The sequence below is a fragment of the Jeotgalibacillus campisalis genome (genome assembly GCF_000829515.1).
GTDB classification, from domain to species: domain Bacteria; phylum Bacillota; class Bacilli; order Bacillales; family Jeotgalibacillaceae; genus Jeotgalibacillus; species Jeotgalibacillus campisalis.
Map to the genome: position 1 here is coordinate 354320 of NZ_JXRR01000001.1, position 13452 is coordinate 367771.

General features: G+C 43.0%; 8 protein-coding genes. 2 read left to right on the plus strand and 6 right to left on the minus strand.

Going from position 1 to position 13452, the window contains the following annotated elements:
* Positions 1-183 precede the first annotated feature (183 nt).
* A complete protein-coding gene (locus tag KR50_RS01615) occupies positions 184-2232 on the minus strand; it encodes a catalase (protein ID WP_041053986.1) in 2049 nt (682 codons plus the stop codon).
* A 155-nt stretch (positions 2233-2387) separates the two neighbouring features.
* Here KR50_RS01615 and KR50_RS01620 point away from each other — a divergent pair, with 155 nt between their 5' ends.
* Complete coding sequence (locus KR50_RS01620; RefSeq protein ID WP_041053987.1) at positions 2388-3527, plus strand: M14 family metallopeptidase; 1140 nt, start codon at positions 2388-2390, stop codon at positions 3525-3527.
* Between the two features lie 106 nt (positions 3528-3633).
* Here the strand turns inward: KR50_RS01620 and KR50_RS01625 are convergent, their stop codons facing one another.
* Positions 3634-5121, minus strand: a complete 1488-nt coding sequence (locus KR50_RS01625; protein ID WP_041053990.1) for a glutamate synthase subunit beta — start codon at positions 5119-5121, stop codon at positions 3634-3636.
* 21 nt (positions 5122-5142) lie between these two features.
* A complete protein-coding gene (gene gltB, locus KR50_RS01630) occupies positions 5143-9729 on the minus strand; it encodes a glutamate synthase large subunit (RefSeq protein WP_041053993.1) in 4587 nt (1528 codons plus the stop codon).
* A gap of 830 nt (positions 9730-10559) precedes the next feature.
* Here gltB and KR50_RS01640 point away from each other — a divergent pair.
* Positions 10560-11036, plus strand: coding sequence for a glutathione peroxidase (locus KR50_RS01640; protein ID WP_041053999.1), 477 nt, complete (start codon positions 10560-10562; stop codon positions 11034-11036).
* An 81-nt stretch (positions 11037-11117) separates the two neighbouring features.
* On the opposite strand, the gene KR50_RS01645 is transcribed toward KR50_RS01640, so the two are convergent.
* The 3 genes from KR50_RS01645 to KR50_RS01655 form a co-directional block, all read right to left on the minus strand.
* Positions 11118-11966 (minus strand): glycerophosphodiester phosphodiesterase, encoded by an 849-nt coding sequence (locus tag KR50_RS01645; RefSeq protein ID WP_052476662.1) that lies wholly within the window; start codon positions 11964-11966, stop codon positions 11118-11120.
* 216 nt (positions 11967-12182) lie between these two features.
* A complete protein-coding gene (locus KR50_RS01650) occupies positions 12183-13175 on the minus strand; it encodes a zinc-binding dehydrogenase (protein WP_041054002.1) in 993 nt (330 codons plus the stop codon).
* Positions 13176-13231: 56 nt separating this feature from the next.
* Entirely contained in the window at positions 13232-13447 is a 216-nt protein-coding gene (locus tag KR50_RS01655) for a hypothetical protein (protein WP_041054005.1), read from the minus strand.
* Positions 13448-13452: the final 5 nt, after the last annotated feature.

The window sequence follows — 13452 nt, forward strand, 5'->3', positions numbered from 1 at the left end:
ATTTATCGAAAAGTACGTTAAGTTAATCTGAACACGTGTAGTGGAATGAGTCGTCTTCCACTTGCACGTGTTTTCTTATGCCCTTAAATAATAAAAGATAAAAAGCCGCCAAGCTTTCTGAAATTGTAGAAGGCTTGACAGCTTTTCATATTTAGCTGTTTAAATCAATCGTAAAACGGTGTTTTATACGATTTCACGGTCCCAGTGACGGTGAGCTGCGACTGCTTGAACAAATTCGTTAGTAAATTCGTTCATATCTTCGCTGTAAACCACCCCTGCACTGTTTAGAATATCATTAGCTTCCAGCCACTTCTTACCCTCGTGAGTGGCTCCTATTGGCTTATAGTGCATAAATGCTTCATTTAAGAAATAGGACGTGTCTTTTACAAACTTTTTGCTTAAGTCTTGTCCCCCGACTGCATAGAGGGCGTCAAAAAGGACAGAATCAGCTGTAAGGAAGGTATGATCGACTTCAAGCTCTGTGCCATCCGTTCCCTTGCGTTTGCCAAGCTTGTCTGAAATCAGCTCAGCTTGAATGCCCTGCGCTGTTAATGATTGCAGTACCTCACTCACTTCGGAACCATTGTATCCATCTGAGATGACAACCCCTACCTTGCGAGTGGACGGCTTTTTCGCAGTATTTTCCTGGCTTAGGGCCGGAGAGGATTTGGCAGCCTCTGAGCGTCCGCCAGTCGGAACTGAAGCCCCGATTGCTTCTGCAACCTCCCTGGCAAGCTCCATGCTTACATTTGCAAACATATCGATTACTTGCTGCTGAACTGATTTCCGTTCAACTTTTCCAAGCTCAAATGAAAAGGCTTCTTTAATATGCTCCTGCTCCGGCTTGCTCATGCTGTGCCAGAAAAGAGCTGCCTGAGAAAAGTGATCTTTAAAGCTCTCACTTCTTTTGCGCACTTTTCTTCCTTCCATTTTCTCCTGGTAATGAACGTAGCCGCCTTCAGACTCCGAAGCTGGCATTGGAGTATTTTGCGCAATTGAATTTTTATGATAGCTGACAGGTCCTTTATTAATTGTCTGACGTCCAAATCCATCACGCTGGTTGTTTTGGAACGGACATACCGGACGATTAATAGGAAGCTCATGGAAATTAGGCCCTCCTAGGCGCAGCAGCTGAGTGTCCGTATAGGAAAACAACCGTCCCTGAAGAAGCGGATCGTTGGAAAAATCAATGCCTGGTACAACATGTCCTGGATGGAAAGCTACCTGCTCGGTTTCAGCAAATACATTATCCACATTGCGATTCAACGTCATTTTACCGACGATTTTCACAGGTACATCTTCTTCCGGCCACAGCTTTGTTGGATCTAAAATATCAAAGTCGAATTTAAATTCATCTTCTTCGGAAAGAAGCTGTACGCCCAATTCATATTCTGGATAATCTCCATTTTCAATAGAGTCAAATAAATCACGACGGTGAAAATCCGGGTCTTTCCCGTTTATTTTCTGAGCTTCATCCCAAACGAGCGAGTGTGTACCTAATACAGGTTTCCAATGGAACTTAACAAAGTGTGCTTTCCCCTGGTCGTTAACAAAACGGAAGGTATTTACCCCAAAGCCCTCCATCATTCTGAAGCTTCTTGGAATGGCACGATCAGACATCGCCCACATAACCATATGCGCTGATTCCTGATTATTCGCTACAAAGTCCCAAAACGTATCGTGAGCTGAGGCTGCTTGCGGGATCTCATTATGCGGTTCCGGTTTTAATGCATGCACAAGATCCGGAAACTTCATCGCATCCTGAATGAAGAAGACTGGTATATTGTTTCCTACAAGGTCATAGTTTCCTTCTTCCGTATAAAACTTTGTAGCAAAGCCTCTCGCATCTCGGACCGTTTCTGCTGAGCCCTTAGAACCTGCCACAGTTGAAAAACGAACAAAAACAGGTGTCTTTTTAGCCGGGTCCTGTAGAAATCCTGCTTTTGTAAATTCTTTCATAGACTCATATACTTCAAATTCACCATGGGCAGCATAGCCTCTTGCATGAACAATTCTCTCAGGAATACGTTCATGATCAAAATGCGTCATTTTTTCACGAAAATGAAAATCTTCCATCAATGTCGGCCCGCGTTCACCGGCTTTTAATGAAAATTCATCCTCTGATACTTTTAATCCCTGGTTTGTCGTCATTGTTTTTCCTGAATCATCTGAGCGAAATTGTTCCAACTGTTCATTTTTGCTGTTTTCATTGAAGCCATCTTTTTTGCTCACGTATGCATCCTCCTATAAAACTATGTAATAGAATCTTCTATTCTTTTCCCTTCTCATACAGTGTACAAACGGATTAATTAATTTTTTGTCTGGTTTATAAAATCTTACAGGTGGAAAGCAAGGAGTAAAAGTCATGAAAAGAAAGGATGTACGTGATGAAGACTATTGATACGTACTTTCAAACGAATTACGAAGCTTCAAGAAAAGTATTTCGCAGCCATTTGGAAAAAGTTAAAAAATATTGGCCGAATGCCAGGCTGGCTACTCAAAAGATTGGCAAAGGCAAAGACAATACAATTGATATGATCCATGCAGAAGCGACGGAAACAAATGAGAAGGTGCTGTTTTTTACGACAGGAGAGCATGGTATTGAAGGGTATGCCGGTGCAGCTGTAACGGATTTATTTATGCAGGAATACTTAACTCAAGTCGACCCTAAGACGACCGGCATTTGTTTTATCCATGCATTAAACCCGTGGGGTATGCGAAACTTTCGCAGGGTAACAGAGAATAATATTGATTTAAATCGAAACTATCTGGTTAACCGTGATGAAGTCCCTGAAAATATAAATAAACATTATGAAAATGAGGAAGAATTGTTTTTGCCAACAGGGAAAATTCAAAATCTTCGCAAGGAACGGAGAAAACTTCACGGACAGCTATTAAAAGCGCTGGCTACAGAGGGTTACAGCGGCATTACGCAAGCTAAAGGAATGGGACAGTTCCAATTTCCTAAAGGCGTTTATTATGGCGGAGAAAAAGAAGAAGAATCAGCTATCTTCTTAAAAGACGTTCAAAGAAAGCTTCTTACTCATTATTCACGTGTTATTCACATGGATTGGCATACCGCACTAGGAAAAAGCAATGAGGTCACCATGGTAATGAGTGAAAATGACAGCCGGCAGGTAGAAGGATTAAAAGAGCAGTACAAGCTTGAGAACATTCAAAAATTCAGCCCTAAATATGTGAAAGGGGACTCGACCAATCACTTTCATGCTGTGCGAAATCGCGATTTCAGCGATAAGTATTTATTTTCATGCCTGTTCGAATTTGGTACGTTTGGCACCAGTAAAAAAGCCGAGCTTCGTGAATTTATGACCATTATTCTTGAAAACCATCTTTACTGGGATGGGGCAGAAAATGAAGACGACATGGAAGAAATCTTGAATGAATTTCGTGCGATGTTCTATCCTGTAGAACGAAAGTGGCGCCAATCCGTTATTGCGGAAGCTCGCCTCGCGATCGAGGCAATCCTGTCTACAGAGAATGTTCTGCAGGTTCCAGCCAAAGCATAAATAAATTTAAACGCACAGATTATACAAAAAAGCGCTCAGATTTTAATCATCTAAGCGCTTTTTTTATGGTTCGTTCTTTATGTTGCATAGCTTGCCCTTGTTACAATTATGGCAGCACAGTTGCGCCCATCAAATAGCGGTCGCACTCTCTTGCTGCTTCTCTGCCTTCATTAATCGCCCAGACAATTAAGCTTTGTCCGCGGCGCATGTCACCAGCTGAGAAGACTCCTTCTTTATTCGTAGTATACTTTCCATACTCGGCTTTCACCGTTGAATTTTGATTGGTTTCAATGTTCATCTGCTCAATTAACCCTTGTTCCGGACCGCTAAATCCAATCGCAAGCAAAACAAGATCAGCAGGCCATGCTTTTTCTGTGCCCGGTATTGCGTCTCTGATTCGTTCTCCATTTTCGCCAATTCGAAGTTTTACATTAACGGTGTGAACTTCTTTAATATGGCCATTTTCGTCTCCGACAAATTTAGTCGTTTGAACGGCATAGGCACGTGGGTCATCACCATACTTGCTCGCAGCTTCTTTTTGTCCGTATTCAATCCGGTGAACAACCGGGTATTGCGGCCATGGATTGCCGAGTGCATCACGAATGGAACCTTTTTTATCATAAATATCAAATTGCGTTAAGCTTTTGCAATTGTGCCGGATAGAAGTAGCAAGACAATCAGTCCCCGTGTCTCCCCCGCCAATAACAATCACATTTTTCCCTTCTGCTGAAAGAAAATTGCCGTCTTCATGATTGGAGTCTAGCAGACTTTTAGTATTTGCGTGAAGAAAGTCCATGGCGTAATGGATGCCTTTCAATTCACGTCCCTCAGCCTGAATATCACGGTGAACCGTTGCCCCTCCGCATAAAATGGTGGAATCAAATTCTTTCTCAAGCTTTTGAACCGGATAATCCCTGCCTACTTCCGTATTGGTAATAAACGTGATGCCTTCTGCTTTAAGAAGTTCTACCCGTCGTTCAACCATTGCATAAGGAAGCTTCATTTCAGGAATTCCATAGGTTAACAGCCCGCCGACCCGGTCATTTCGTTCAAAGACCGTTACCCAGTGACCTGCTTTATTTAACTGAGCTGCTGCTGCAAGACCTGCTGGACCGGATCCGATAACGGCAACTTTTTTGCCTGTGCGTTTTTCAGGCGGCTCAGGTACCACCCAGCCTTCATCAAATCCTTTTTCAATAATGGAACGCTCCACGGTTCGGATGGCAACCGGCGGCTCATTAATCCCAAGTACACACGCGCCTTCACAAGGGGCTGGACAAGCTGTTCCAGTGAATTCAGGAAAATTATTTTTCTCATGTTCCCGCACCAGTGCTTCCTTCCATTGCCCCTGATAAACAAGATCATTCCACTCGGGTATTAAATGGTAAACGGGACATCCTGTCGTGACGCCATTGATTTCACTGCCATGATGACAGGTAGGGATGCCGCAGTCCATACACCGGGCTCCTTGCTGTTTAATCTCCTCTTCGGTCATCGGGGCTGTATAATCATTCCAGTCCTTCGTTCGTTCAAGTGGATCACGCTCGCGCTGTGATTGACGTTCATACTCCATAAAACCTGTTGGCTTCCCCATCAAATCCCTCCTTTTCCGTTTCTATTTTGCCGCTTCAAGCTCTTTATTACTTTCTTCAAAGGCAGTCATCTCTGCGTCAAATTTAGACAGTCCGCTTTCACGCAGTTCAGTAATTCGGTTGTTGATTTTTAAATACGATTTTGGAATAACACGGACAAACTGCGGTGAATATTTTTCCCAGTATGTCAGAATTCTTTTTCCATGCGCACTGTTAGTATAGTTAACATGCTTTTCAATCATTTTATAAACATCATCGAGTTCTTCTTTATTGTCGAGCGGTTCGATATGAACAAGCTCTGGATTACATCTAGAGCGGAAAAGATTTTCTTCATCGAAAACATAGGCTGTACCACCTGACATGCCTGCTGCAAAGTTTCTTCCCGTCGCTCCAAGAACGACTACTTTGCCGCCTGTCATATATTCACATCCATGGTCTCCTACACCTTCGACCACAATATTGGCTCCGCTGTTTCTCACGCAAAAGCGCTCACCGGCTATTCCTTGAATATAGGCTTCACCAGCAGATGCTCCGTAGAATGAAACATTCCCGATGATTGTATTTTTCTCCGGCGGAAATGTGACGACAGGATCCGGATGAACGATGATTTTTCCACCAGACAGTCCTTTTCCGACAAAATCGTTGGAATCTCCGACAAGACGAAGCGTCATTCCCCGGGGAATAAATGCACCAAAGCTTTGCCCTGCTGATCCTTTAAGCGTCAATTTAATTGTATCTTCAGGTAAGCCTTTTTCTCCATAACGGCGCGTTATCTCACTGCCAAGCATGGTTCCAGTTACCCGGTTAATATTGCGGATTGCTGTCGTAAATTCGACAGGCTCCTGATTTTCAATCGCACGCCGGCAGTTTGGAATGAGTTCCTGAAAATCCAGGGTCTTTTCAAGACCATGGTCCTGATCCTGCGTATGGTAGCGCCCAACTTTGGCTGGAAGATCCGGAGAGTAGAGCAGGGATGATAAATCAATCCCTTTTGCTTTCCAGTGGTCTACTGTATCGTTCAGCTCGAGGGCATCTGTACGCCCAATCATCTCATTGATCGTTCTGAAGCCCAGTTCAGCCATGATTTCACGTGTTTCAGTCGCAATAAAGCGCATAAAATTAGCTACATGGTCTGCGTCCCCTGTAAATTTCTTTCGCAGCTCAGGGTTTTGTGTGGCTACACCCACTGGACATGTATCAAGATGGCAAACGCGCATCATAACACATCCTAAAACAACAAGAGGAGCCGTTGAAAACCCGTATTCCTCAGCGCCTAATAAGGTGGCAAGAACGACATCCCGGCCCGTCATCATTTTGCCGTCTGTTTCAACCACGATCCGGTCGCGCAGACCATTCAGCAGCAGTGTTTGATGGGTTTCAGCCAAGCCGATTTCCCACGGCAGTCCCGTATGTTTTAAGCTCGTTCTCGGTGCTGCACCTGTTCCACCGTCGTATCCGCTGATCAAAACAAGATCTGCTCTTCCTTTTGCCACTCCTGCTGCGATGGTTCCAACACCAACTGCTGATACAAGCTTCACGCTTATACGGGCGCTCGGGTTTGCATTCTTGAGATTATGAATCAGTTCTGCAAGATCCTCAATTGAATAAATATCGTGATGCGGAGGAGGAGAGATCAACTCAACGCCAGGCGTGGAACCGCGGACCTCTGCAATCCAAGGGTATACTTTTTTGCCTGGCAGGTGACCGCCTTCTCCTGGCTTTGCACCTTGTGCAATTTTAATTTGAATTTCATCTGCATTCACCAGGTAATGGCTTGTTACACCGAAACGGCCTGAAGCGACCTGCTTAATCGAACTCCGGCGTGAATCGCCATTATCATCAGGTGTGAAACGGTCTGTATCTTCTCCGCCTTCACCTGTATTGCTTCTTCCACCTACCCGGTTCATGGCAATTGCTAGTGCTTCATGCGCTTCTTTTGAAATTGAACCATACGACATTGCACCGGTTTTGAAGCGTCTGCAAATAGACTCAACAGACTCCACTTCTTCAATTGGGATCGAGTGGCCTTTCTTGAACCTCATAAGTCCCTTTAGAGACTGCAAGTTAACGGTTTCGTCTGTCAGCATACGGGAATACTTTTTAAATGCGTCATAGTTATTGCTCCGACAAGCGTGCTGAAGAGTATGAATGGTGCTTGGATTGTACTGATGATCTTCTCCATTTGCCCGGTATTGGAATTCATCGCCTGCTTCTAATGATTTGTTTCCTCCGCGATTTTCTCCAAATGCCGCCTCGTGTCGAAGAAGAACTTCCGTTTGAATCATGTCGATCCCTATTCCGCCTAGACGTGAAGAAGTTCTCGTAAAATACTTATCTATTACATCCATATGGATGCCGACTGCTTCAAAAATTTGCGCTCCACGATAACTTTGAATGGTAGAGATCCCCATCTTAGAAAGGATTTTAATCACGCCATCTGTCACAGACTTCACATAATTTCCTGAGGCCTGTTCAATGGAATCCAGCTTGATTTCACCTTTGTCCATTAATTCACGGATTGAATCATAAGCAAGATAAGGATTTATCCCTTCCGCACCATAGCCTAGAAGCATCGCAAAATGATGCACTTCTCTTGGTTCGCCTGATTCAATTAAAATACTAACCTTCGTTCTTGTTCCTTTTCGAATCAGATGGTGATGAAGACCGGAAACTGCAAGCAAAGCTGGAATAGCTGCCTGCTCGGCATTCACGCCTCTATCTGAAAGAATCAGCAGAGTCGTACCCTCTTCTACTGCAAGGTCCGCCTTTTCAAAAAGTGTATCGAGTGCTTGCTCCATGCTGCCCTCTTTGTTTTGTACCGGAAACAGCGTTGAGAAAGTCGCAGCTTTAAATCCATCCAGTTTTTGCTGGCGCAGCTTCTCAAGCTCACGATTCGTAAGAATAGGCGTACGCAGACGAATATGCTTACAGCTGTCAGGTCCGGGCTTTACCAGGTTTCCTTCTGCTCCAATCGTGGTATCAACCATAGTAATGATTTTTTCTCGAATCGCATCAATAGGCGGGTTTGTAACCTGTGCAAACAGCTGTTTGAAATAGTTATACAAAAGCTGTGGTTTTTTCGACAGCACCGCAAGAGGAGAATCGTATCCCATTGAACCAACAGGGTCTTTGCCGTCTGTGACAAGCGGCTTTACAATCTTTGTGAGCTCTTCTCTCGTGTAACCGAAAGCAAGCTGCTGTTTCAATAGTTCCTCGCCAATATGCGCGGGCGGCTGTTCCTCTGCTTCAGGTACATCATCGAGATTTTTCATATTCGTCAGCCACTCTTTATAAGGCTGTTCTGAAGCGATTTGAAGCTTTACTTCTTCATCTGGAATAATCGTGCCTTTTTCCAGATCGACTAAAAGTATTTTACCTGGCGCCAGACGATCCTTGTATTCAATATCGTCAGCAAATATATCCAGTGCACCAACCTCAGAACCTAAAACAATCATGCCGCTTTTTGTTACATAATAACGCGCTGGCCGCAGTCCATTTCGGTCAAGACAGGCACCAATTTGCGTCCCGTTTGTAAACACCAGTGCAGCCGGTCCATCCCAAGGCTCCATGAGCGTGCTGTGATATTCATAAAAGTCCCGTTTCTCTTCTTTAATCGTTTCGTCGTTTGCCCATGGTTCTGGCACCATCATCATGGCAGTATGAGCAAGTGACCTCCCTGACAAATGAAGGAATTCAAAGCAATTATCGAACATAGATGAATCACTGCCGTCTGAATCGATAACAGGGAGAACCTTTTGAAGATCTTCATTGCTAAAATAGTCTGACTCACATAGCTGCTCGCGCGCGCGCATCCAATTCACGTTTCCTCTTAATGTATTAAACTCTCCATTATGAATGGTAAAACGGTTTGGATGCGACCTTTTCCAGCTTGGGAAGGTGTTTGTGCTGAATCGGGAATGCACAAGGGCTAGCGCGGATTTAAAATCAGGATGATTAAGGTCGATGTAAAATGAATCCAATTGTTCGGGGATAAGCATACCTTTGTAGACAATCGTTTGAGTAGACAGGCTGCTGATATACACATCTTCATAACCCTCTACACTGGCCAATTCTCTTTCAACACGCTTGCGGATCACATAAAGCTTGCGTTCAAAATCCATTTGATCCTTCAAGTCGTCTGAGGCCTGGATAAAAACCTGCCTAATCATTGGCTTTGTCTTGGTTGCTACTTTCCCTACGAATGAATCATTTATGGGTACAGGACGCCAGCCGAGAAATTTCTGGCCTTCTTCAAAAATAATACGTTCAAAGATTTCTTTACTTTGAATTCGGGTCTCATGATCTTTAGGCAGGAAAACCATACCAACTCCATACTCACCTTCTCGAGGTAAAAAGATATCTTCCTTTTCACACTGCTTTTGGAAAAAACGATGAGGAATTTGAGTTAAAATCCCCGCTCCATCTCCCGTACTCGTATCAGCTGACTGACCGCCCCGATGTTCAAGATTACACAAAATGTTAATCGCATTTTGTACAATACTGTGGGATTTTTCACCATTTATATTAGCAATCATACCAATCCCACACGCTTCATGTTCTTGCTCAGGGTCGTACAATCCTTGCGGAACCGGATATCCATTTTTCTTCATGACAAACTCCCCTCTCTACTAATTGAATGATGAAAGATGTTCAGTGTCCTGATGAAGGGGTGATTCACACACTTCATTTCATGCACACACTTTCAATTTCGAATTAGTATACCATGAAAACATTGATCACATAAAATTCTGATAACGTTTTTTAGTGAATTTTTATCAATAAAAATGAATGAAAACGCTATCATTTTATTACCATAACCTCACATCACCATGTTAAATACCTTGTGATAACAGGGATTTACGTCCTCAGAAAACTTTTTTACAAAAAAATTAAAAAATTTATAAAAAATCATTCTAAATCCCTGTTTAATCATCCATAATTAAACATTAAAGAAAATTTAAGGACCTGCCGCTCTTACATTTACTACTCGGTAATCCCTCCTATTTATCTCTCTCAAACAAAAAAACCAATTGCTGACACTTGTGAATCAAGCACGCAATCGGTTTTCTTCTATATTCAAAATAGTGGCCTGCCAGTTCTTTTACGGTTTCAAGAAACAAATCGTAATTCAGTCTAAGCGCGTAAACATTTTCCTGGATCAGAATTGGATTTTCTACACTTTCTACCTGCACCCGTTCACTTTATACCCCAGGCGCTAATAACCGGAACTGCAATTACGAGCACGTCTGATGTCAGCCATTTTTCAATGCGCATTCCTCCATCGGGCTTGTCTTCCGATTATTGTTTTTTAAAAGGATAGTTAACTTCAGTCTTGATAGATTAAACATTAAATAGCACGTTGACAGGCTTATTAATTGCCGGGTACGTGTTTTTTGTGTACGTTAGTCCTATTAAAAAGAATAAGAAAAGAGGGAATGCGATGCAATCCATTTACGATTTTAATGTTACTGCGGCCAATGGAGAAATAAAGTCTCTGCGTGAATTTGAGGGAAAGCCCGTTCTTATCGTCAACACAGCCAGCAAATGCGGATTAACTCCTCAATTTGAAGGGCTGCAAGAATTGTATAAAAAGTATCAAGACCAAGGATTAACCGTTTTAGGCTTTCCATGCGGACAATTTAATCAGCAGGAATTCCAGGATATTAACGAAACAACCGAGTTCTGCCAGATTAATTACGGTGTTTCGTTTCCGATCTTTGCAAAGATAGATGTCAACGGGGAACAGGCTGATCCACTATTCGTTTTTCTAAAAGAACAGAAAAAAGGTGTGCTTTCGAAAGCGATAAAGTGGAATTTCACAAAGTTTTTAATTGACCGGGATGGAAATGTTGTAGAGCGCTTTGCTCCTACTACAAAGCCTGAAGAAATTGAAAAAGAGATTGAAAAAGTCCTTTAACATGTTTAATCATGCTTGACTCATAAACCTTTGCCAATCTCCTGACAGCCTGCTCTCACTAAAGGGCAGGCGCTGAACTTGTCACTCAATCTCCATGTAAACCTCCTGGTCTACAGGCCACCTTGAAAAATCAGTGATTACTCCATCTGCCCCATAAAGAATAGCTTTTTGTATAAGTCGTTTATCTTTTTTTGACCAAACCAGAACTTTACAGTCTCTTTTGCGAATTTCATCGACTGTCCGTTTATCAAGAGATGTTACATTGAAGTTGATGAATGTGGCAAATGAGGCCAATTCATCGATATATTTCGTGGACATCGGAATGAAGGAACCATTGATGAGCACCCCCAGTTGAATATCCTTATTTAATTCGTGAATACGCTTGAGCGCATTTACATCAAATGATTGAACGATAATACTCTTCCGATCAGGATAGTCCTCTAGGAGCTCCACTATTTTTTCTTCAATTCCTTTATTTATAGCGGGATTTTTCACTTCAATTAAAATACCTATCTTCCCGTAAAAATCCCTCAGCAATTCATCGAGTGTAATGAGTGTCTCCCCGGCAAAACTGGGATGAAAACTGGTCCCTGCATCAAGCCGTTTTAACTCCTCTAATGTATAATCACGAACCCTGCCTTGACCATCGGTTGTTCTGTCAACATGCAGGTCATGGATCAGAATCAGTTCATTGTCTTTTGTTAATTGAACATCGCACTCCAGAAAGTCCGCTCCTAATTCCAGCCCTTTCTGAAAAGCAGCTTGGGTATTTTCAGGAGCAAACCCTGACGCACCCCGATGAGCCACTGTGATCATTCCCTCCAGTTCTACATGCTTAACAGATTGCATGCTGTGACCCGCAAGAAATAGTATACAAATGGCAATTACACTTACAGCTGGCACAATTGTCTTCTTCCACATCTCCTTCATCCCTATTAAACTCCCAGCCGGAATAAAATAATATTCTATTTTTTTCCTTTATACTATTCTATCCGCAGCTTCGCGTTCTGTGACACGCGAAGCTTAATCGATTAAAAAGGGGCAGATGTACAAAAACTCATTGAGCTGCTTTTACTTACGCGCAAAAAAAAGCCGCATCCACTCCATATTTACGGAATGAATGACGACTTCATAGTGAAATGTGCTTTATTCGATTCTAAAGCCAATCTTACCCAGCTGTTCTCCATTTTCTAAACGGGTAAATGCTTTTTCAAATTGTTCCAGTGGATATATCTCATCAAGAACAGGTTTTATTTTATGCTGTTCAATGAATTGAAGCATAAGCTCAAATTCTTCTGCACTGCCCATTGTGGAACCGAGCATGTTTAACTGTCCATAGAAAAAGTCTCTTAGATTTAGTTTGATTTCGTCTCCGGCAGAAGCACCAAATGTCACGATGGTCCCCCCTTTTCGCAGCTGATTCAGTGATTTTTGAAACGTAGCAGCTCCGACGCATTCGATCACGAGATCCATTTTTTCGTTGAGCTCCTCTTCCCAGTTTTCAAGGTTGCTGTCTAACGCGTGAACCGCTCCTAACGAAAGGGCAGCAGCACGTTTTTCTTCAGAACGGGAAGTCACATATACATCTGCCCCCGCTGCTTTTGCAAACTGAAGCAGAAAGGTAGCTACACCGCTCCCTATACCCGGGATCAGAACGTTCATTCCGCTTTTTACTTTTCCTCTAGTGAATAAAGCGCGATAAGCCGTTAATCCAGCGAGTGAAAGCACACCCGCTTCCTCCCAGGACAAAAATGACGGTTTGGCAACTGCATTTTCAGCGGGTATAAGGATCTGTTCTGCAAACGTTCCATGATCCGGCAGCCCAACGATTTCAAAGCCCTCAGGAGGTGCTTCACTATTGGCTTTCCAGCCGAGTCCTGGATTAATGATTACTTCGTCACCCACCTGCACATGGCTTACCAGGCTTCCGACCTCATTCACCACGCCCGCACCATCTGAACCGAGTACAAGCGGCGGATCTGTTGGTTTATGACGTTTTAATACAAATAAATCCCGATGATTCAGTCCGGCTGTTTTCAATTGAACACGCACTTCATTCTCTCCGATTGATGTGCTCTCCAATTCCCCGTATGTAAGTCCTGCAAATCCTTCTTCCCGAGCATGTATTAACCCTTTCATTTCGCCTCACTCCTCTTATGCTGATTCTTTAATCAAATCAGAGTTTTCATGAAATCTCAAGTGTGAGGCAAGTGGTTTTCATTTTCCCATCGACCAAACGACAGCCAGGCAGAAATAAAAAAAAGAAGGATCAACGTCAATACCCAAATAGATGCACGGCCTATGCTCAGGAGATGATCTGCGTTCCACAGAAAGAATACTGTACACATAATGAGAAGACTGCCCACAATGATCGCTGGCAGGACAAAATAAAGGTTTTTTATCCAAATCAAAATAA